This is a genomic window from Treponema sp. TIM-1 (genome assembly GCF_046533115.1).
In the GTDB taxonomy this organism is placed as follows: Bacteria; Spirochaetota; Spirochaetia; order Treponematales; family Breznakiellaceae; genus JAIRMO01.
Genome location: NZ_JAJQRC010000048.1, coordinates 1 through 21,108 on the forward strand (window position 1 = coordinate 1; position 21,108 = coordinate 21,108).

Here is a 21,108-nt window from a genome sequence, read left to right on the forward strand (position 1 = left end):
TTCTCTTGTATCTGCGCTTCTATTTCCATCTTTTAAGTATATCATACTTTTATATTTATGTGTAGTAATTATTCTTGGGCAGGCCCTTATTCCTTGTTTCGCTTCCGCCGTCGCTAAAAACTGTTCCAGCTTTGCCAGCTTCTTTGCTATCCGTTCCTGATGCCGCTCCTGATATTCCTTTCCCTCTATAAAATTCCGGCATGTCTTGTTCAACTTCTTAACCGAACGCTCCCGCTTGTCCCGCTCCTGGTGTTGTTCCGTCAATTGCTTTCCCAGCTTCTCAAGGTCCGCTTGTTTCTTTTTTAAATCTTTCAGCGTCCCAGACCATTCCTTTGACGCGTTGCTGGGCAGTTTGCATCCGTCAATCGCAAACATTCCCCCCTATCAGCCCAAGCTCCCCGCATTTCATTACCACCTGCGCAAACACCTTCACAAACTTTTCGGCATTGGATGCGATAAATCCCGCGATAGTGGCGTGATCAGGCTCCGCGTCTGCGGCCAGCGCCTTTGCGACGATATTTGTCCTGCATGACTCCTCTATCTTCCGCGACGAGTTTATCCCGTGCGAATAGCAATAGAGTATTATTTTCAACAACACTTCCGGCGAATAGGCTTTTGCCCCAACCTCGTCATTGTTGTAGCTTGAATCAAACTCGCTGAGGTCCATTTTGCCGACTAAATAGTCCAGGGTCCATTCAAAGGTCCCCGGCAAGAGCTGCCTGCTTAAATCCACGGTCAGAAAAAGGCCCTGCGACCGGTCAAAATCTTTGTATCGCGCCATAATAGCGCAATACTATTACTGCTTTTTTATTTTGTCAAGGTTATTCGACAGTCTCAACAGGACTGTATGCATTCCGCCGCCATTCGGCGGCTCCAGGGTTCCGGCCGGCCAGGTCATTCCGCTGCGCTCCATTCCCACTTCAGCCTCCACCCACAGTTTGTCGGCCCTGGAATTTGCTGCGAAGAATTCACCACTCACCAGGAACTTACATAAGCATTTTTGATTATTTCCAATGCCGTGGTAAGGCCCGTAAGTCCTTCTGTTATAGTTCCATGGGATCCATCAACTGATCCACGGCCTATTGGCAAAAGGCTTATTTTACCCGCCTGGCCCGCAATAAATTTTGCCTGGTACAGTACCGATGGCTGCCCGTTTACGCCTGTCGTATTTTCGGGATAGGTTTCGTTATAATCAAAACTGTGGTTTATTTCCAAATAGACCGTATATTCATGCCCATTTATCAATGAACCGTTGGCAATTTGAACATCGACGGCCCCTTTTGCGGTAGCCGCGCTTACCGTGTCAACATCATTTTGTGCTGAGTTATTTTGGAATCTATGATTCCAGATAGGCAATGCCTCGGGCCTTCCTTCCGCGGGAGCGCTTCTCCAGTTTCTTTTGGCGCTTCTATTGGTAACCGTGATTGTTGCAATATAGTTTCCGTCGCCATCTTCAATCCATGCGGCTAATTGGGGAGTTTTACTTACGGAAAAAATAAAAACTTTCATTTTCCCCAGCCACTGTTCTCCCGGCTCTACAGACAATTCAATAGTATTGTCAATAATAACGGCTGGGTCTGTTGATTTCGCAGTATTACAGCCAAGCAAACCAATAATAAGGACCCCAAAAAAGACAAACCAGATTTTTCTCATAATTCCTCCAGTAAATGTTCTATCATTTTGTTGGTAAACAGCAGCCCCTGGTCCCAATATTCCGGCATTGTCCGGTTTAATAACACGCTTTCAATGGCGCCCCAGAGAGCGGCAATAATGAGGCTGGAATCCAACAGCGTATCCTTAGACTTTGATTTACCCACCTTGACTGCGGCATCCAGGAGCGCTTTACCAAAATAGTTGTTTAGGTAGTACGCTTCTAATTGTTCGTTGCTCACTTCTTTATTTGCTTTAAAGCGTCCCATGACTAAAATAGCCATCCGGGGATTTTCAAAAGCCCAATCCCTGAACGCGGTAAGCGCGGCCTTAATAGCCTTGAGCGGTTCTTGTATCCCCTCCAGTTTTTTTTGGATAAAACCATTCATTTCGGCGATGCTTTCCAGTTTCACCTCCTCGAACAAGGTATCCTTGTCGCTGTAGTAATAATAGAGCGTGGTCGCGGTTACTCCACATCCCTTTGCTATATCCCGCATGGTTATTTCTTCCGGCTCTTTTTTCATGAGCATTTCGAGGGCTTTCTTTTTAATGGCCATGATCAGTTCAGGATTTGCCTTTCGCATAAACAGTACTCCTTTCCCTGCTTATCGCAATTTGAACTTCATGGTGGCGGCCACCCGGTAAAATTCAAGTCGCCGTTCCGGAGAAGCGGCTATTTGCCGGTCCTGATAAAATTCATTGCCTTCGGTTGCCGAGGTGAAATTCCGCATGGTTCGCAATTGGGTAATCAGGGTAGCGCTCATCCAATCGGTAATTTTAAAGTCAAGCAATGCGGAAAAAGTCCAGCGGGGGAGCTCGTCACCCCAATATTCACCCCCTGCGGTATGGTAGAGATTTTGATTTTCCTCCACCAGAATACCCACCATATCAAGGAAAAGCGGCATTTGATACCCCAATAAATAATTACCGTAATAGTTAAAACCATTCCGGTTTTCGCCGAAATCGGCTTCAAAATACCATGATTCATGGGCATCTGCCGCGGTATACGCGGCGTAATTTATTTCATGATACGAATGAAATACCACATGATGCCAGTCCCCGGGGAAAAGAGCGGCCAGATCGAATTGCAGGACGGCGCCGCCATTGAGTTTCCATAAAAGCCCGTCAAAGGCGGAACCATCCACTGCGGTACTTCCATCGGAATTACGCACATTTTTTCCTATTCCGATGATTTCATCTCCCAGGGTTATATTCCACCCTGAACCAATCCGCCCCCCGGCAACCAGTTGAAAAAACGCGATGGGTGTCCAGACCAGTTCCGCAAGACCGTTGATCGATATGGGGGAAAGTTCAGCGGTCACCGTGGTGCTGATACTGTTGCCCTGGGTCAGCATTCCATCTCCCCGGAGGAATGGAAAGGTGAAATTCTGCGCCAGGGCGACTTTTGCTTCGGGGATACTCGAAAGGGTGACGCTGAGGTCTGTAGAAGAAGCATAGCCCTCTTCGTCAGCCCACAAGGGCGGCCATAGTAGCAGTAAAGCGGCGATGAACGCCAAAAAACGTTTCATTTTGACACACTCCTATAATAATGTTAAGTTTACATAGATAATATAACATTGTTAAATTATATTGTCAAGTACTCGATGAGGATAGGGTTCATCGTATGCTCCGGTTCTCAGTTGCTGTTTCGGGCAAGGGTAAATCTAACGATGAACTCCTTGGATTCATCGGGAAGCAGGGTGATATTTTGGAACGAAAAAGCCATGGCGCTGTCCGCCCCTTCATAGTACTGGGGATCCACCCCGTCATCATAGATATGCTTCAGATAGTCCCCCCGATCCCACCGGCCTATCCAGAGGGTGCTCACCGGGGTGGTATCTTCCCCGGTTTTACCCACAAACATAAGGTTCAGGCTTGAGATCTCTTCGTCGGAGGCATCGGACATTACCAGCCCATACTCGTCCCCGGTAACCGAAGCGTGGTCGTTGTTATGTATCATAATATCCGCTCCGGCGCCGAATCTTTGGCCGGAAATAACGGTCTGGGTGATGTTTTTAAGCGTATGCTTTAACTGAAGGTAGGACACCCCGTCTATATACACAAAGGACGGCTCTACCCGTAATTCAATGCCGCTCCTGCTCTGTTGAACCCCATTGGTCATAACATGTTGGACGCCGTTCAAATCGTAAAAAAATCCCCCCTGATAATAGGTGGTCCACATCCACCGGTCGTCCTTTCCTTTGCCCAGAACATCGATACCGCCGTTGATGCCGCTGGCGCCCCTGCTGTCCCCGGGGTTTACAAAACGATAGGCCAACCGGGCGGTGGGTTCGGTCCTGTATTCGGCCAGACCGGTCGTTCCCGGGGTCATAAGGGTATTTTCGTCTGTTTTCACAAAGGTTTCCTGTTCCTTTGGAACATAATGAATGTTTGAGGCCGGCACCACCGTCACGGAAATACCCATAACCGTTTCGCCGTCATCGGCTTCAACCACGGTGGATCCGGTGTCTATGCCGGTGATTTTTCCGGTATCATCCACCGTGGCAATCCCGGGGTCCTGGCTCGACCATACCACCCCCCAGTCAGGTAAAGTGTCCAGCCGTATGGTTTTGCTTTCACCGATCATTACCGTATAATAAGTGGGGTCTATGATGACGTTTTTAGCGGGAAGCTCAGCCGCTTCTTCAGGATAGGGCTCCACACGCACCTCGTCGGGGGGGACAATGCTCCTATCCGGCGTATACTCCGGCTCCGCGCTTATCCTGTTTGGGGGGGTAACGCTCCTATCCGGCGTATACTCCGGCTCCGCGCTTATCCTGTCCGGGGGGGCAGCGCTTCGATCCGGCGTTTCCCTTCTCCTTCTCGGCGGTCTGGTGTTTTTGCCGTGGGCATACTCGTCCGGATTCACCAGAAACCCCTCCGAAGGGACGGCGCTCCGGTCTTCCGTGATCCATGCTTCTCTAAACCCCAGTAATTCGATGTTTTTTAATACCAGCAACATATTCCAGGCCCTGATACCGGTAAGAAGCACCCGGGTAAAATCCCGGTAATTTTCATATACCGGATTAAATCCGGCATGCCGTAATCTGGCGGAAACCGTTTCGGCATTCTGCGGCATTTTGAAGGAACCCAGTTGGATTCGATAGATTTTTTCACTGTCGGGACGAGGAATTCGACCGATAATTTTGAGGTTTTGCTGGGGGAAACAAAAATCAGCTATCACCAGGAGAACAAAACTTATGAGGATTTTTTTCATTATTTAATTCCTCCCCTTATTAAAATTATACGGTAGTTTATGTAAAGTCAATATGGCAATTTACCGGTCATAAAACAGCCGCCATATCAATAAAATAATATATATATAATTTTATTGATATTGATCACAAAATTCTTGACAACCCCCATAGGACGATATAAAATAAGAGTTTCCTTAGATTTAAATGCAAAAGCGAGCCTTTAGGCCGTTTCTGCAGAGCCGGTTTCAAAATCAGCCGCGTTTTGAAACCGGCTCCTCTGGCAATTCCTTTTTCCCAAAACAAGGAGGCATGATGAGAATTACCGAAATTTTAAAGAAACGAATGACCTTTTCTTTTGAGGTTTTTCCCCCAAAAGAAGATGACGGGGTGCCCAAGTTACAGAACGAATTAAAAGAACTCTTCCGGTTTAACCCGGATTTTATCAGCTGCACCTATGGCGCCGGCGGGACCAATGTGGGTAAAAGTATCGAAATTTGCGACTTTATTACCAAGAATAACGTAACTTGTATGACCCATTTTACCTGTATCGGGCATTCAAAAAGTGAAATCAAAGAAAAAATACAGAAATATCTGGACCTGGGGGTCGAAAATTTTCTTGCCATGCGGGGGGATTTTCCCAAGGACCCCGAAACCGGCATGCTCAAGACCACCACCGGCGGGGATTTTGAAAACGCCAACCACCTGATCCGCTTTCTGCGGGAAACCTTTGGGGATAAATTTACCATCGCCGGCGCGGGGGACCCCGAAAAGCACCTCCTCGCCGTCAGCGCGGAGTCGGACATCGCCTTTATCCGCGAAAAACAGGATGCCGGCGCGGAATTTGTGATGTGCCAGCTTTGCCACGATGTCCCCGCCTATGAGCGGTGGGTCAAAAAATGCCGCAGGGCCGGCGTCACCATCCCCTTTGTCATGGGGCTCATGCCGGTCCTCTCCCGGGACCCGATCATCAATATGACCCTGGCCAACGGCTGTTCGATCCCCGCGGAACTGGCGGCGATCATCGGTAAATACACCCCGGTCCGCGGGGCCGGTGAAGCGGTCGTCAAGCAGCTCGCGGCGGACTTCAAAAAAGCCGGCATGGAATACACCGTCAGGCAGCTCTGGGCATACATGAACACCGACCTGCAGGGGATCCATATCTACGCCCTGAACAAAAGCGCCGATGTGACCAGGATCGTCCTGGATTCCGGCATCAGGCTTCAATATAAATGAGACTCCCCATGAAGGGGAGTTTTAACAAAACAGAGGGAGATGAGTTATGAGTGAAGTGAAAAGTGATATTGAAATCGCCCAGGCCACCAAGATGGAGCATATCCTGGAGATTGCGAAAGCCGCAGGTATCGATGAAAAATACCTGGAGCAGTACGGAAATTACAAGGCCAAGGTAGATTATAACTATCTGACGGAAAACGCCGGTAAAAAAGACGGCAAATTGATCCTGGTCACCGCCATTACCCCCACCCCCGCGGGGGAGGGGAAGACCACCACCACCGTGGGCCTGGCGGATGGTCTCAAGAAGATCGGGAAAAAGGTGATCGTCGCCCTGCGGGAGCCCTCCCTGGGGCCTGTATTCGGCGTCAAAGGGGGAGCCGCCGGCGGGGGTTACGCCCAGGTGGTGCCCATGGAAGACATCAACCTCCACTTTACCGGGGACTTCCACGCCATCGGGGCGGCCAATAACCTCCTCGCCGCCATGATCGACAACCATATCTATCAGGGGAATAAGCTGAACATCGACCCCCGGCGTATCACCTGGCACCGCTGCGTGGACATGAACGACCGGCAGCTCCGGTTTGTGGTGGACGGCCTGGGGGGCAAGGCCAACGGTTTCCCCCGGGAAGACGGCTATGACATCACCGTGGCCAGCGAGATTATGGCCATCCTCTGCCTCGCCTCCGGGATCGACGACCTCAAAAAACGGCTTGCCTCTATTATTGTGGGCTATACCTATGGCAAGGATTCCGAAGCCAAGCCCGTTACCGCGGGGCAGCTTAACGCCCAGGGCGCCATGGCAGCCCTCCTCAAGGATGCCCTCAAGCCCAACCTGGTGCAGACCCTGGAACATACCCCTTCCTTTGTCCACGGGGGGCCCTTCGCCAACATCGCCCACGGGTGTAACTCGGTGATGGCTACCCGGCTGGCCCTGAAACTGGGGGATTACGTGGTTACCGAAGCCGGATTCGGCGCGGACCTAGGGGCGGAGAAGTTCCTCGATATCAAATGCCGTTTTGCGGGCCTGACCCCTGCGGCGGTGGTCATCGTCGCCACGGTCCGGGCCCTGAAACACCATGGCGGCGTGGCCAAGGCGGATCTTTCCAAAGAAAACCTTGCCGCCCTGGAAAAGGGGCTGCCGAACCTCCTGCAGCACGTGGAAAACATCACCCAGGTGTTCCGGCTGCCCGCGGTGGTGGCGATCAACGCCTTCCCCACCGACACCAGGGCGGAACTGGACCTGGTGGAAAAGAAATGTAAGGAACTGGGGGTCAATGTCGCCTTGAGCGAAGTATGGGCCAAGGGCGGCGAAGGGGGGATCAAGCTGGCGGAGGAAGTGGTACGCCTCTGCGAACAGCCTTCGCAATTCCGCTACAGCTACGAGCTGGACGAAAGCATCGCCGATAAGATCAAGGCCATTGCCACCAAGATATACCATGCCGCGGAGGTGAATATCCTCCCCGCCGCGGTCAAGCAGATGGAACAGCTTGAAGCCCTGGGCTTCGGCAAGGTACCCATCTGCATGGCCAAAACCCAATACAGCTTTTCCGACGATCAAAAACTCCTGGGCGCTCCCCAGGACTTTACCCTGACGGTGCGGAACCTCAAAATCTCCTCCGGGGCGGGCTTTATCGTGGCCCTGACCGGGGACATTATGACCATGCCGGGCTTGCCCCCGGTACCGGCGGCGGAAAAGATCGACGTGGACAGCGCCGGCAAGATTTCGGGTCTCTTTTAGCGGTACTAAAAGGAGGTACGATGAATTTTGCGGAAATAAGCTGCGCCGAATTTATTTCCCGCTTGGGCAGTAAGGCCCCGGTCCCCGGCGGGGGAGGCGCCTCGGCCCTGGTGGGGGCGGTGGGAACCGCCCTGGGGAATATGGTGGGGGCCCTCACGGTGGGGAAAAAAAAGTACGCCGAGGTGGAAGGGGACATGATCCGCCTGCGGGAAGCGGCGGAGAAGCTCCAGGGGGAATTCCTCACCCTGGTGCAGCGGGACGCCGAGGTCTTTGAGCCCCTTTCCCGGGCCTACGGCCTGCCTAAAGAGACCGAGGCCCAGCGGGAGGAAAAGGACCGGGTCATGGAGGCCGCCCTCAAGGAGGCCTGTTCGGTACCCCTGGAAATCATGTCGAAGTGCGGCGAGGCCATCCGGCTCCATGAGGAATTCGCCGCCAAGGGCAGCCGCCTCGCGGTGAGCGACGCCGGGGTGGGGGCGGCCTTCTGCAAGGCCGCCCTGCTCGGGGCCAGCCTCAACGTGTATATCAACACCGGGGCCATGAAAGACCGGGCCCTGGCAGGGGAGTACAACCGGAAAGCGGATGCCCTCCTGGCCGAATACGGTCCTTGTTCGGATCGTATTTTTGAAAGCGTAAAAAATTACTTGAAAAAAGAGTAGAAAGGACACCGCCATGACCCAGATATTAAAAGGAAAAGACGTGGCCGATGCCATGATGGAGGGGATGAAGCGGGATACGGAGGCCCTAAAATCCCGGGGCATAGTCCCGGCCCTGGGGATCATCCGCCTGGGGGAACGGGAGGATGATATTTCCTACGAAAAGGGGGCGAAAAAACGCTGCGATGCCGCGGGGGTGGCGGTCAAAAACTACGTCCTCCCCGCGGATACCAGCCAGGAAGCCCTGCTTGAGGTCATCCGGGGGATAAACGGGGATCCCCGGATCCACGGGGTCCTCCTCTTCCGGCCCCTGCCCGGCCATATCAACGACCGGATCGTCCGGGGCTCCCTGCTCCCCGCCAAGGACATAGACGGCATCACCGACGGTTCCCTGGCGGGGGTGTTCACCGGAACCTCCCAGGGTTTCCCCCCCTGTACGGCGGAAGCCTGCATGGAGATCCTCGCCCATTACGGGATAGACCCCGGGGGGAAGCGGGTAACCGTGGTGGGCCGCAGCCTGGTTATCGGCCGGCCCGTGGCGATGATGCTGATGCACAAAAACGCTACCGTCACCATCTGCCATACCAAAACCAGGGATCTCCCCGCCGTGGTCCGGGAAGGGGACATCGTTATTGTGGCTGCGGGAAAGCCCGAAAGCATCGGCCGGGAGTACTTCCGGGAAGGGCAGGTGGTCATAGACGTGGGGATCCACGTCAAAGCCGAAGGGGGCATGTGCGGGGACGTGAAATTCGCCGAGGCGGAAGGCCTGGTGGCGGCGATCACCCCGGTACCCGGCGGGGTAGGCACGGTGACCACCGGCGTATCGGTACGCCATGTGATTGAGGCGGCCAAAGCCGCTGCCGATGAGCTATGAGGAGGATGGTATGAACCTGTTTACCCCGCAGGAAGTGACGGCAAATTACGTTTCCGCCGGAGCCGCCAAGATCAATTTTCCCCTTTGGAAGATGTTTTTTCTGGGGATCCTATCGGGGCTCATCATCGGCCTTGCCGCGGCGGTGGCGAATACCGCGGCCCACGATATCCCCAATGTGGGGATCGCCCGGCTCGTTATGGGGGTGATATTCCCCTTCGGCCTGGGCATGGTGGTGGTCTCCGGAGCGGAGCTTTTTACGGGGAATTGCCTGCTCCCCATCACCGTATTGGACGGCAAGGCCCCCCTTAGGGGGATGTTGAAAAACTGGCTCTTTGTTTACGCCGGAAACTTCGCCGGCGGCCTCCTCGTGGCCGCAGGCTGCGCCCTTTTCGGCCAGCTCAACTATTCCGCCCATGCCCTGGCGGCCTTTACCATCCGGGTGGCCGCGGCCAAGTGCGCCCTTCCCTTTGCCAATGCCCTGGTGTCGGGGATCTTCTGCAATTTCCTCGTATGCGTGGGGGTGTTTCTGGCCCTGGCCGCCAAGGACGTGCCCGGCCGGTTTATGGGAACCTACCTGCCGGTCTGCTTTTTTGTGATCTGCGGCTTTGAACACAGTGTGGCCAATATGTACTACATTCCCGCGGGGCTTATGGCCTTACAGGTAAGCGCCTATGCCGCCAAAGCCGCAGAGCTGGGGATCAATACGGGGGCGTTGACCTGGGGCAGCTTTTTTACCGCCAATCTTATCCCGGTTACCCTGGGGAACATCATCGGGGGCGGCGCCTTTGCCTGTTTGATGTGGTCCGCTCACCTCTATAAACCCCGGGCCGCCGCCTGAATTCCCGGCGCCCCCTGGGACCTACTTGATCCGCAGGGGGATGCCGGAAACCATAAGCTCCACCCGGTCCGCGGCTTCCGCGATTTTCCGGTTTGCCTCGGCCAAAAGCTCATTGTACCGCCGGGTCGTCTCGTCAAAGGGGACGTTCCCCATCCCCGTCTCGTTGGTAACCACGATACGGTTTTGGCGGAGGCCCCGGATAACGGCCCCTAATATGCCGGAAAAATCGGCTTCCCGCTTATGGTAGATCAGGTTGTTTATCCACATGGGGATACAGTCCACCACCGCATAGGGCCCCGCCCGGCTGAGGGCCTCCCCCAATTCCAGGGGCTCTTCAATGGTTACAAACCCTGCATCCCCCCCAAGCCGGGCCCGCTCCTCTTGGTGCCGCCGTATCCTGAGCCCCAGCTCCTCATCCGTTACCTGGGCGGTCGCAATAAAATGTATGGGAAAGGGCCATTCCTCCCGGGCGATCCGCAAAGCCCGGCTTGACTTTCCCGACTTTATCCCCCCGGTAATCAGCATGATCATAGGCTAATCTTGAAATATCCCGCCATCTCTGTCAATGTGCGGGGAGGAATGGCCGGGGCAACGGCCCTTACCCGTGCCCCGGCTGCAAAATCCGGCAGGCGCCGGCGATCGGTATACAATTCAGGCAATATCGGGTATAATCAACCGGTTGTAACATCAAACTTTGCTTTATGCGCCTTGGTGGTTGAAAATTTCTTCTTCGTTAAAGGAGTATACAACATGAAGAAACCGATCTTGGTTGTTTTGGCTGCAGGAATGGGGAGCCGTTACGGGGGCCTCAAGCAAATGGATAAATTAGGAAAAAACGGGGAAGTGTTGCTGGATTATTCGGTCTACGATGCCCTCCGCTCGGGGTTTGAGAAAATTCTTTTTGTCATCCGCCGGGATATAGAAAAGGACTTTCGGGACCTCGTGTTAAGCCGGATGGGGACCACGGTACCATGGGATCTGGCCTTTCAGGAGTTGGACAGCCTCATCCCCCCGGACATCCTCGCGGAAAGCCGGCGGATTAACCGGACTAAGCCCTGGGGGACCACCCATGCCCTGCTCTGCGCCGCGGAGAAGATAGACGCCCCCTTTACGGTACTCAACGCCGATGATTTTTACGGCCGGGAAGCCTTTGCCGTCATGGGGAAATACCTCTCCGCGCCGGCTCCGGGGGAAGCGGCCATTGTCCCCTATGCCCTGGAAAAAACCCTAAGCCCCCAGGGAACGGTTACCCGGGGGGTCTGCGGAGTAAAGGACGGGTACCTTATTTCGGTGAACGAGCTTTTATCCATCGAAAAAAAGGACGGCCGTATCTTCAATACCGCCCCGGACGGCGCCATAGAACCCCTGGCCCCGGATACCCCGGTATCCATGAACTTTTGGGGGTATTCCCCGGAGATCATCCCCCATTTTAGCACCTATTTTGAGGATTTTCTTAAAACTTCCGGTACCCAGCCGAAAAGCGAATGTTACCTGCCCAAAGCCGCGGACTGGTTTATCAAAAATAACCTCGTCAAGATCCGGGTCCTCCCGGCGGATTCCGACTGGTTTGGGGTAACATATAAGGAAGATAGGGAAGCGGCGGTCACCCGGATCGCGGATCTCACCGCCCGGGGAATATATCCGGAGAAACTCTGGGCCTAGGAAGCCGGGGGCTCAGGGGTTTAAAATTTCGTACAGCCGATCCAGATCGTCCATGGAGTAATAGTCAATCTGAATACACCCCCGGTTAAAGTCTCCGGTAATGGACACCTTGGTCCCCAGGGCTTCAATAAACCGCTGTTCCATGGCCGTTAATTCCGGGTCCTGTTTTTTTATCGGCTTGACCTTGGCCGCGGTTTTTGGCGTACCCTCGTTGAGGGAGGCGGAACGGCTTTCCGCCTCCCGGACCGAGTAGTTCCGGGCGAGGATCTCCTCAAAGAGCAGGGCCTGTCCTTTCGGGGTCGACACCGAGAGGATGGCCCGGGCATGACCCGCCGAAATTTTGCCGGTTTCCAGGCTTTTTTGCACGGAGCCGGGGAGTTTGAGGAGCCTCAAGGCATTGGCCACGGTGGAACGGTTCTTCCCCACCTTGGCGGCCACCTCGTCCTGGGACAGGCCGGTGATTTCCATGAGTTTTTTATAGGCCGCCGCCTCCTCAATGGGGTTCAGATCCGTCCGCTGGACATTTTCGATGATAGCGACCTCCAGCCGTTTTTCATCGGAATAGCTGCGGATAAGGACCGGCACCTCCCGGAGTCCCGCCAAATGGGCGGCGCGGCTGCGGCGTTCCCCGGCAACGATGGTATAGGTGCCGTCCCCGGCGTCTTCGACGATGATGGGCTGGATGATCCCCTGGGACCGGATGGAATCCGCCAATTCTTTAAGGGACTCCTCCTCAAAGTTTTTCCGGGGCTGGTTTGGGTTGGCCCTGATCTTATCCAGGGCAAGGAAGGTTTCTCCTTTTCCGGGGGAGGACTCCTGGAATTGAAATTCCTCCTCCCGGGGGATCAGGGCATCCAGCCCCTTTCCCAGGCCATATTTAGGGGGCACGGTTCATCACCTCCTCGGCAAGACTTTTATAGGCTCGGGCGCCGGAACATTGGGAATCGTATTGAGAAATGGCCAAGCCGTGGGAGGGAGCTTCCGAAAGCCTGACATTTCGGGGGATGACGGTGGAAAAAACCAGGTTTTTAAAATAGCCGCTCACCTGTTTTATCACCGCCTGGGCAAGCCGGGTCCGGGGATCGTACATGGTAAAGAAGATCCCCCCGATACCCAGGGCGGGGTTCAGACCCTTCTGAATCCGCTTAATGGTATTGAGGAGCAGGGAAAGCCCTTCCATGGCGAAATATTCACATTGCATGGGGATAAGTACCGCGTCGGCGGCGGCCAGGCCGTTCAGGGTCAAGACCCCCAGGGAAGGAGGGCAGTCGATCAGGATAAAATCATACCGCTCCCTGGCCGGTTCCAGGGCGTTCCGGAGGTAAAATTCCCGGTTTTTCTGATCAATAAGCTCCACCGCCGCCCCGGAAAGATCGATACTGGCGGGGATCACCGAAAGCTCGGGGATCGCGGTTTGCCGGATGGCCTGGTCGATGGGAACGGACCCCGAGATAAGCTCATAACTCCCGGGCTTGGCAGAACTGACCCCGATACCGCTGGAAAGGTTCGCCTGGGAATCAAAATCTACCAGGAGTACCGATCTTCCCGCGACGGCCAGGTAAGCGCCTATATTGATCGCCGAGGTAGTTTTGCCCACACCTCCCTTTTGATTAACAAAAACATATACTCTTCCCATTCCCATAATATAGCATATTATTGTGAATTTTTGCTATTGAATAGTAGCGGGCATGGGGTTATTCTTATACCATGACAGCGATTCGTATGCTTGCCATTGATTTGGATGATACTCTTTTGCGGTCTGATCTCAGCATCTCCTTCAGAACAAGGAATACGATCAAAAAGGCGGAGGCTGCCGGGGTGGTGGTGGTTCTGGCTTCCGGCAGGATTCCCGCGGCCATGGAACGATATGCCCGGCTTTTGGGGCTCCACAAGCGGCCCGGGTATTTAATCTGCAATAACGGAACCATGATAGAGGAAAGCCATACGAGGAATATCATCGCCGACATACAGCTGCCCGCCGCGGCGGCCCTGGTGGCCTATGATTTGGCCGCGGCGGAGGGCTTTTCCGTTCAAATTTATGAAGATGACATCATGTATATTTCCCGGGCTAACGAATTTGCTGATTATGATCAAAAAATAACCGGACTCCGGCAGGTGGTGGTGGAAAATTTTCGGGGCATGGTGCAGGCGGGATGTCACAAACTCCTTATCCCTGGGGACCCCATGATCCTCCGCCCCCTGGAGTCGCTGCTCAGGACCTATATCGGCCGGGACGCCACTATTTTTACCAGCAAACCCTATTTTTTGGAGATCCTTCCCCCGAAGACCGATAAAGGCACGGCCCTGGCGGTGGTGGCGGAAAAACTCGCCATCCCCCGGGAAGCGGTACTGGCCATTGGGGATTCCATGAACGATGAGGCCATGATCCGTTGGGCCGGGGTGGGGGTTGCTATGGCCAATGGGGACGACCGGATCAAGGATATCGCCGAACTTATCAGCGACAAAACCAATGACGACGACGGGGTGGCCGATGTCATTGAACGGTATATCCTGGGAAAGAATGCCTGAGGGCCGCCTACGGCCTGTAAGAAGGGGCGCCGTCCCCCACAACCGGGAAAAGCGCTTTTTTACGCCAGGGCCTCGTCAAAATCCGCGATCAGATCCTCCGCGTCCTCAAGCCCCACGGCGATACGGATCAGGGTGTCGGTTATGCCCAGCCGTTCCCGATCCTCCACCGGCATGTTGATGTGGCTCATTTTTACCGGATACGAGGCGATGGTCTCCACCCCGCCCAGGCTCGGCGCGGTGGCCGCCAGCGTAACCCTGTCGAAAAAACGGAGGGCCTGTTCAGTGGTTTTGGTCTTAAAGGAAAGCATCGCCCCGGCCCCGGAGGCCTGGGACTCGTGGATCCTTCGGCCCGGATGCCCTTCCAGGGCAGGGTAAAAGACCGCGGCCACGTTTTTGTGGGTTAAAAGCCATTCCGCCAAACGCCGGGCGGTTTTCTGGGCGGCGTCCATCCGCACCTTAAGGGTCTTGATCCCCCGGATCACCAGCCAGCCATCCCAGGGCCCCGGCACGGCGCCGAAGCTGTTTTGGATCTGATACAGCCGCTGTCCCAATTCCTCGGTACGGGTTACGGCCAGCCCGGAGATCACGTCACTGTGGCCCCCCAAAAATTTGGTCGCCGAATGGACCACGATATCCGCCCCCAGGGCTATGGGCTGCTGCAGGTAGGACGTCATAAAGGTATTGTCCACGATGGAGATGAGGTTCGCCTCCCGGGCTAGGTCCAGGCACGCGGCCAGATCAGTGATCTTAAGCAGCGGGTTGGAAGGGGTTTCCAGGTAGAGGGCCTTGGTATCGGGCCTGATCGCCCGCCGTACCGCGTCGGGATCCGAGGTGTCCACCGCGGTGGAGCTGAGGCCCCAGCGCCGGTAAAAGGTATCCATGATATACCGGCTCCCGCCGTAGATGTCCTCGGCGGCTAAAATATGATCCCCCGTGGCGAAAAGCCCGATTACCGAGGAAATCGCCGCCATGCCGCTGCCAAAGGCGTACCCCTTTGCCCCTCCCTCCAGGGCGGCGATGGTCTCTTCCAGGACCTTCCGGGTGGGATTCGCCCCCCGGGAATAATCAAATTCCTGCATTTCGGTTATTTTTTTCCGATAAAAGGTAGAAGTTTGATAGATGGTGGTCCCCAGGGCTCCGGTGGCCGGATCCCTATCATGGCCGTTATGGATAAGTAAAGTTCCTCGGTTCATAGCGTTTCCTTTTTTTAGTTTATTGCCCTAAGCGCCTGGTTGTCAACGGTCAATACTATCCAAAGAAATTCCGTGACGGATAAGGGGCGCCTGAATTTCATGGGAACCCGGTGGGTAAAATTTACCTATGGTTTGTCTCTCGGGGGGTAAATTTTACCCGGCGCCCAAAGCCGGTCCTTCCAAAACAGCAGGGAAGCTCCGGAAAGACCCGGGGGATGGTTCACGGCGGAGCTGTTTTTTACTCCCGGGGGGCGGCGGATGATGAAATTACCGCAAAGACCCGCGTTTTTTTCTTTTTTTGAAGAACTTGGCACGGTTCTTGCTTAGTTTTACTATGGTGGTCAGATCCTAACTATGGAGGTATAGGTCATGCTGCACAGGGGTTTCCCGTTTTCTGGTCCTGCCCTATTTTTGATCCTTACCGGTCTCTCCTTAGGGGGCTGCCTGAAATCCGCGGGGGGAACCAAAACCTACGATTACGCGGAGATTAGCCGGGGGACCCTGGAAAAAACCGTGTCCGCCGGCGGTACCTTAAAACCGGTGGCTACGGTCAGCGTTTTGGCCCGGATGAGCGGGAAGGTGGAGACCATCCATGTGGATTACAACGATCCGGTCCGCAAGGGGGATATCCTCGCGGAACTCAACACGGACATGCTCAGGCTCCAACGGGAACAGCAGATGGCCTCGGTGATCAAAGCCCGGGCCAACCACGAACTCCAGCTCCTCAATTATCAGAACCAGGAAAAACTGGCGGAAAAAAACCTCATCTCCGAATATGAGCTTAAAACCACCCGGACCGCCTTGAACGTTCAGGCCGCGGAACTCTCCGCCGCGGAGGCCTCGTTACGGGTGATCGAAACCGAAATAAACCAATACGCCTTCATCACCTCCCCCATCGACGGGATCGTCCTGGAACGGAACATCAGCGAGGGGGCCACCGTGGTGGAGGGCTCCAGTAGCAATTCCTCCAGTATCTTTACCCTGGCGGAAAACCTGGAGGAGATGCAGATTGAAGCCGGCGTGGGGGAACTGGACATCTCCTCCATCCGGCAGGGACAGAGCGTCCGTTTCACCCTGGAAGCCTTACCGGGAAAAACCTATACCGGTGTGGTGGAAACCATCCGCCTCATGCCCACGATCCAGGACAATGTGGTTTCCTATACGGTGATCATCAACGTGGATAACCGGGACGGGACCCTCCTGCCGGGGATGACCTGTGCGGTGGAATTTATCGAAGAACGGAATGAGAATGTCCTGCTGGTCCCCAACGGGGCCCTTCGTTATCAGCCCGTGGGCTTAAGCGCCGAGGAGATCGCCGAGCGGATCTTCAATGCGGGGCTCCGGGGGATGAGCGAGGCCCGGCGGAATGAGGCAGTGGCCCGGCGGCAGGAGGCCGCTGATACCCCGGAGCAGCCCCGGGAGAACCGGCAGGCTGGCCTATCGGAGCTGATGGGGGGCGGGAGGTTTGGCGGGCCGCCGGGGGGCGGTCCCGGCGGGCGTAACCCCGGGGCGCGGACCGGCGGACCTGGTCAAGCCGGCCGGGGAAACACCCCCTCCGGGCCGCTGCCGGAGGCGCCCCCCAAAACCCTCTGGTATCTCAACGAAGGGGGGAACCTCGAGTGCATCCTGGTGCGAACCGGTATCAGCGACGGGTCCTTTACGGAGATCCGGCCGGTCCTTGACCCGGAGGAAGGGGAGGCCCCAGGAGCGGACTTGGCGGGGATGCGGGTGATCCTCCGGGAGCGGGTGTGATGGCGGTTATCGAGCTGCGGGACATCCGGCGGGAGTACCGGCTGGAGGGCATCATTGTCCGGGCCCTCCGGGGGGTCAGTTTTTCCGCGGAAACCGGGGAATTTATTTCTATCATGGGCCCCTCCGGCTCGGGGAAGTCCACCCTGATGAACATCCTGGGCTGTCTGGACAAGCCCAGCGGGGGGACCTATACCCTGGACGGGATCGAGACCTCCTTGTCCGGCCCGGACGCCTTTGCCCAAATCAGGAACAAGAAGATCGGCTTTGTATTCCAGGCCTTCAACCTCCTCCCCCGGACCCAGGCGGTGGAAAACGTGGAACTCCCCCTGTTCTACGGCGGGAAGGGCCGGAACCACCGGGAACGGGCCGAGGCGGTCCTCCGGGAGGTGGGCCTGGGGGACCGCCTCACCCACCTGCCCTCCCAGCTTTCCGGGGGACAGCAGCAGCGGGTGGCCATTGCCCGGGCCATGGTCAACGACCCCGCCTTTATCCTGGCGGACGAACCCACGGGGAACCTGGACACCGAGATGAGCCTGGAGATCATGAGCCTCTTCCAGGCCCTCAACGGACAGGGCAAAACCATCATCATGGTGACCCACGAGCCGGAACTGGCGGCCTATACCCAACGGATCATCACCCTCCGGGATGGGGAGGTCCTCCGGGACCGGCCGGTGGCCGAAAAACGGAACGCCCCGGCGGACCTGGCCCAATGGCGGCAGGACCATGCCCAGCTTGCGGAGGCCCGCTCCGATGGGGGGGCCTGATGGGAATTCTGCCTATGCTCCGGTCTTCCTTAAAAAGCATCCTCCGTAACCGTATGCGGAGCCTCCTCACCTCCCTGGGGATCATCATCGGGGTTGCCTCGGTGATCATCATGGTCGCCGTAGGAGCGGGGGCCCAGCGGGAGATCGAAAACCGGATCAGCGCCATGGGGACCAACCTCCTTCAGATCATGCCCCAGCGCTTCGTTTTCCGGACGAATCAAGCAAATACGGCCACCCGGGCCCGGCCCAGCCGGCTTACCAGGGCCGATGCGGCAATGGTCAAGGCCGAGGCGAGTTACGCCCTGGCCGTTTCCGGAGTTACCCAGCGGAATTTCACCGTTTCCGGCGCCGGGGGGAACGCCTCGATCCAGGTTATGGGGGTGGAACCGGACTATCTCGTGACCCGGAATTGGCAGGTGGAGGAGGGGAACCTCTTTGACGAGGAGGACCTGGCCGCCCGGAACCGGGTGGCGGTCCTGGGACGCAGTTCCGCGGAAAGCCTCTTCGGCCTTTCATCCGGGGCTTACTCCGAGGCCCTGGGCCGGCAGATCCGGATCGGGACCAATTACTTTACGGTGATCGGTATTTTAGCGGAAAAAGGGGCCGGTCCCGGGGGGAGCGACCAGGACGACGTGATCATGGTGCCCCTGGACACGGCCCTGACCCGGCTGACCAACAGCCGGAACCTCAATTCCATTGCCATGAGTGTGGTGAGCAGGGAATACATGGAAGCGGCCCAGAAGGAAGCGGAACTCATCCTCCGGGAGGCCCACAAGCTGCCGGAGAGCGCTGCATCGGATGTTGAGATCATGAACCAGGCCGAGATGATCGACATGGCCTCCTCCACCTCCCGGAGCCTCACCACCCTCCTGGCGGCCATCGCCGGGGTATCCCTTCTGGTTGGGGGTATCGGGATCATGAACATCATGCTGGTCTCGGTCACCGAGCGGACCCGGGAAATCGGGATCCGCCTGGCCGTGGGGGCCCGGAAGCGGGATATCCTCTTTCAGTTCCTCTCGGAGGCCGTCATCCTGAGCCTCCTGGGGGGCCTCATCGGCATCGGTATGGCCTTCCTGGTCTGCCGCCTCCTGGCGGCCCTGGGGGTGGCCACGGCGATCAACCCCCTGATCGTGGCCGCCGCGGCCCTTTTCGCCGCCCTGGTAGGGGTGAGTTTTGGCTATTACCCCGCCCAAAAGGCGGCGGGACTCTACCCCATCGACGCCCTGCGCTATGAATAGGGTAAAGGGGAAACAGGGGAATGCTATGGACAAATTCCGCCTAATGAAAGAGGATCTGCCTATGAAGGTATCCCTGCGGACCGCGTCCCTCATCGCCGCCCTGCTCTGCTGGGTTTTGTTTTCGGCCCTGACGGTGTTTATCATCCAGGGGATGCGGGACCGGGCCCGGCTTATCCGGGACAACGATAACGAGCGGCTTTACAACATGCTTTTCACGAGCCTGCGGGACTACGATGATTTCGGTTCCGCCATCGAGGCCAACGAGGCGCTGCGGGAGCGGATCGTGGGCTTCGCGGTATACGGCAGCGATCTGAGCCTGGACTATTGCTGGGGGACGGCGCCGGACCGCTTAGACGAGGGGTTCTTGCAGCACCTGGGGCGGAGCCGCATGGGCCGCTACACCATTCCGGATAAGCAGCAGGGCCGGGTCAAATTCGTCCTCCGCACCGGCCCCATGGGGCCGGTACCAACCCTTTCGCCGCCCCCGGCAGCGGCAAGGGCATCGACGCCGGAGGCACGGGGAACGCCTTCGACGCCGCCCCCGGCAGCGGCGAGAGCAGCGGAATCAGGGTCAGCGGCACGGGAAGCGCCTTCGACGCCTTGGCAGGAGGGGGGAAACCGCCGCCGGACGAGGGACCGGTCAGACTTCTGGTTTATGAATATCCTGATGGGCGGAAAGTACCTCTACATCGATATCGCCCACCCCGCCTATTGGCGTACCGAAACCATTACCACGGTCCTCTTTCCCCTCTGCGAAGTCGTGCTCCTGGCCCTGGTCCTGTATATTCGGGCCCTGTACCTCCGTAACCGGGAATACCGGGATCGGATAGAATCCCAGAAGAACCTGGTGGTCCTGGGCACCGCCGCCAGTACCCTGGCCCACGAAATCAAAAACCCCCTCCTCGCTATCCGGCTCCAGACGGGGATCCTGAAAAAGCTCTTTTCAGAGGAGGGCGCCGGGGAAATCGCCATCATCGACGAGGAGGTGGACCGCCTGTCCGCCCTGACCTACCGGGTAAACGATTATCTCCGGGACGCGGAGGGCCATCAAACCGCCCTAAACCTATACGATCTGGTCGCGGAGACCGCAACCCGGCTCTGCGGACGGAATATCCTGGACCAGGACGCCCCCCGGGACGCCCTGATCCTCATGGACATTGAGCGGGCCCGGTCGGTGCTGGAAAACCTCATCCGTAACGCCCTGGAAAGCGGGGGTCCCGCGGACGCCGTGGGGGCTTCCCTGGTACGGAACAACGGCAGTCTCATTGTCACCATCTTTGACCGGGGCCGGGGGATCCCCCCGGGGGACCTGAGCCGGGTTTTTGACCCCTTTTTCACCAGCAAGAGTACCGGCACCGGCATTGGCCTCTGCATCGTAAAACGTTTTGTGGAAGCGGTTCACGGCTCGATTACCCTGGAAAGACGGGAAGCCGGCGGCACCGCGGCAAAGATCACCCTGCCCGAATACAGTGAAATGAATGTTGACGGGTCTCGCGTTCCGGTCTACACTTAACCCATGGGTGACGCCGCGCGGATCTTGGATGAAGGACAACACTTTACCTACGCCGATTACAAGGCATGGGAACTGGACGAGGGTGAACGCTTCGAGCTTATCAACGGAATCGCCTATGCCCAGGCGGCCCCCAATGATTTTCATCAGGCGGTTCTTGCGGAACTGATCCGGCAAATAGGGAACTATTTACGGGGTAAGCCCTGCAAGGTGCGTCCGGCGCCCTACGACGTGCGGCTCTTCTATGCGGAAGACGAAAGCGACGATACGGTGGTTC

At 56.5% G+C, this 21,108-nt stretch carries 21 protein-coding genes and 1 pseudogene; 12 read left to right on the forward strand and 10 right to left on the reverse strand.

The genetic code is table 11. The features are described from left to right. The 6 genes and pseudogenes from LQZ21_RS13040 to LQZ21_RS13065 form a co-directional block, all read right to left on the reverse strand. Positions 1–375 (reverse strand): annotated as a pseudogene (locus LQZ21_RS13040) (hypothetical protein); the annotation flags it as partial. Beyond that, on the reverse strand, positions 362–781 hold the full coding sequence (locus tag LQZ21_RS13045) for a transposase (RefSeq protein ID WP_411044957.1): 420 nt from the start codon (positions 779–781) through the stop codon (positions 362–364). The pseudogene LQZ21_RS13040 and the gene LQZ21_RS13045, both read right to left, overlap by 14 nt. A 194-nt stretch (positions 782–975) precedes the next feature. Further along, a complete protein-coding gene (locus tag LQZ21_RS13050) occupies positions 976–1,653 on the reverse strand; it encodes a T9SS type B sorting domain-containing protein (RefSeq protein ID WP_411044958.1) in 678 nt (225 codons plus the stop codon). Next, positions 1,650–2,234 (reverse strand): TetR/AcrR family transcriptional regulator, encoded by a 585-nt coding sequence (locus LQZ21_RS13055; RefSeq protein WP_411044959.1) that lies wholly within the window; start codon positions 2,232–2,234, stop codon positions 1,650–1,652. Before LQZ21_RS13055 ends, LQZ21_RS13050 begins: the two co-directional genes overlap by 4 nt. Before the next feature lie 21 nt (positions 2,235–2,255). Continuing rightward, the gene (locus tag LQZ21_RS13060; protein ID WP_411044960.1) at positions 2,256–3,179 is read right to left on the reverse strand and encodes a hypothetical protein; all 924 of its coding nucleotides are present in this window, start codon (positions 3,177–3,179) and stop codon (positions 2,256–2,258) included. A 107-nt stretch (positions 3,180–3,286) separates the two neighbouring features. Next, positions 3,287–4,867 carry an SPOR domain-containing protein gene (locus tag LQZ21_RS13065; protein ID WP_411044961.1) on the reverse strand — a complete coding sequence of 527 codons (1,581 nt, stop codon included), beginning with the start codon at positions 4,865–4,867 and terminating at the stop codon, positions 3,287–3,289. Between the two features lie 289 nt (positions 4,868–5,156). Here LQZ21_RS13065 and LQZ21_RS13070 point away from each other — a divergent pair, with 289 nt between their 5' ends. From LQZ21_RS13070 to LQZ21_RS13090, 5 genes are read left to right on the forward strand one after another with little or no spacing between them, the layout of a single operon-like run. Beyond that, positions 5,157–6,080: a methylenetetrahydrofolate reductase gene (locus tag LQZ21_RS13070; protein ID WP_411044962.1), complete on the forward strand. Its 924-nt coding sequence runs from the start codon at positions 5,157–5,159 to the stop codon at positions 6,078–6,080. 46 nt (positions 6,081–6,126) lie between these two features. Then, entirely contained in the window at positions 6,127–7,818 is a 1,692-nt protein-coding gene (locus LQZ21_RS13075) for a formate--tetrahydrofolate ligase (RefSeq protein WP_411044963.1), read from the forward strand. Between the two features lie 20 nt (positions 7,819–7,838). Further along, on the forward strand, positions 7,839–8,474 hold the full coding sequence (locus LQZ21_RS13080; protein ID WP_411044964.1) for a cyclodeaminase/cyclohydrolase family protein: 636 nt from the start codon (positions 7,839–7,841) through the stop codon (positions 8,472–8,474). 13 nt (positions 8,475–8,487) lie between these two features. Further along, complete coding sequence (locus tag LQZ21_RS13085; protein ID WP_411044965.1) at positions 8,488–9,345, forward strand: bifunctional 5,10-methylenetetrahydrofolate dehydrogenase/5,10-methenyltetrahydrofolate cyclohydrolase; 858 nt, start codon at positions 8,488–8,490, stop codon at positions 9,343–9,345. A 10-nt stretch (positions 9,346–9,355) separates the two neighbouring features. Then, positions 9,356–10,183: a formate/nitrite transporter family protein gene (locus LQZ21_RS13090; RefSeq protein WP_411044966.1), complete on the forward strand. Its 828-nt coding sequence runs from the start codon at positions 9,356–9,358 to the stop codon at positions 10,181–10,183. 21 nt (positions 10,184–10,204) lie between these two features. Here the strand turns inward: LQZ21_RS13090 and LQZ21_RS13095 are convergent, their stop codons facing one another. After that, a complete protein-coding gene (locus tag LQZ21_RS13095; RefSeq protein WP_411044967.1) occupies positions 10,205–10,714 on the reverse strand; it encodes a bifunctional adenosylcobinamide kinase/adenosylcobinamide-phosphate guanylyltransferase in 510 nt (169 codons plus the stop codon). A 219-nt stretch (positions 10,715–10,933) separates the two neighbouring features. On the opposite strand from LQZ21_RS13095, the gene LQZ21_RS13100 reads away from it, so the two are divergent. Then, positions 10,934–11,845, forward strand: a complete 912-nt coding sequence (locus tag LQZ21_RS13100) for a nucleotidyltransferase family protein (protein ID WP_411044968.1) — start codon at positions 10,934–10,936, stop codon at positions 11,843–11,845. 12 nt (positions 11,846–11,857) lie between these two features. Here the strand turns inward: LQZ21_RS13100 and LQZ21_RS13105 are convergent, their stop codons facing one another. Together LQZ21_RS13105 and LQZ21_RS13110 are read right to left on the reverse strand one after the other, a co-directional pair. After that, positions 11,858–12,733: a ParB/RepB/Spo0J family partition protein gene (locus tag LQZ21_RS13105; protein ID WP_411044969.1), complete on the reverse strand. Its 876-nt coding sequence runs from the start codon at positions 12,731–12,733 to the stop codon at positions 11,858–11,860. Beyond that, positions 12,723–13,481 (reverse strand): ParA family protein, encoded by a 759-nt coding sequence (locus LQZ21_RS13110; protein ID WP_411044970.1) that lies wholly within the window; start codon positions 13,479–13,481, stop codon positions 12,723–12,725. The genes LQZ21_RS13105 and LQZ21_RS13110 overlap by 11 nt, the downstream gene beginning before the upstream one ends. 71 nt (positions 13,482–13,552) lie before the next feature. Between LQZ21_RS13110 and LQZ21_RS13115 the strand changes: the two genes are divergently transcribed. Beyond that, positions 13,553–14,374 carry a Cof-type HAD-IIB family hydrolase gene (locus LQZ21_RS13115; protein ID WP_411044971.1) on the forward strand — a complete coding sequence of 274 codons (822 nt, stop codon included), beginning with the start codon at positions 13,553–13,555 and terminating at the stop codon, positions 14,372–14,374. Positions 14,375–14,433: 59 nt separating this feature from the next. Here the strand turns inward: LQZ21_RS13115 and LQZ21_RS13120 are convergent, their stop codons facing one another. Next, positions 14,434–15,567, reverse strand: a complete 1,134-nt coding sequence (locus tag LQZ21_RS13120; RefSeq protein WP_411044972.1) for a trans-sulfuration enzyme family protein — start codon at positions 15,565–15,567, stop codon at positions 14,434–14,436. Positions 15,568–15,936: 369 nt separating this feature from the next. Between LQZ21_RS13120 and LQZ21_RS13125 the strand changes: the two genes are divergently transcribed. The 5 genes from LQZ21_RS13125 to LQZ21_RS13145 form a co-directional block, all read left to right on the forward strand. Next, entirely contained in the window at positions 15,937–17,319 is a 1,383-nt protein-coding gene (locus LQZ21_RS13125; protein ID WP_411044973.1) for an efflux RND transporter periplasmic adaptor subunit, read from the forward strand. Then, positions 17,319–18,083 carry an ABC transporter ATP-binding protein gene (locus tag LQZ21_RS13130; protein WP_411044974.1) on the forward strand — a complete coding sequence of 255 codons (765 nt, stop codon included), beginning with the start codon at positions 17,319–17,321 and terminating at the stop codon, positions 18,081–18,083. Before LQZ21_RS13125 ends, LQZ21_RS13130 begins: the two co-directional genes overlap by 1 nt. After that, positions 18,083–19,321, forward strand: a complete 1,239-nt coding sequence (locus LQZ21_RS13135) for an ABC transporter permease (RefSeq protein WP_411044975.1) — start codon at positions 18,083–18,085, stop codon at positions 19,319–19,321. The genes LQZ21_RS13130 and LQZ21_RS13135 overlap by 1 nt, the downstream gene beginning before the upstream one ends. Positions 19,322–19,346: 25 nt before the next feature. Then, positions 19,347–20,834, forward strand: coding sequence for an ATP-binding protein (locus LQZ21_RS13140; protein ID WP_411044976.1), 1,488 nt, complete (start codon positions 19,347–19,349; stop codon positions 20,832–20,834). Positions 20,835–20,837: 3 nt separating this feature from the next. Beyond that, positions 20,838–21,108 (forward strand): Uma2 family endonuclease (locus tag LQZ21_RS13145; RefSeq protein WP_411044977.1); only part of this gene is annotated, 271 nt, incomplete at its 3' end.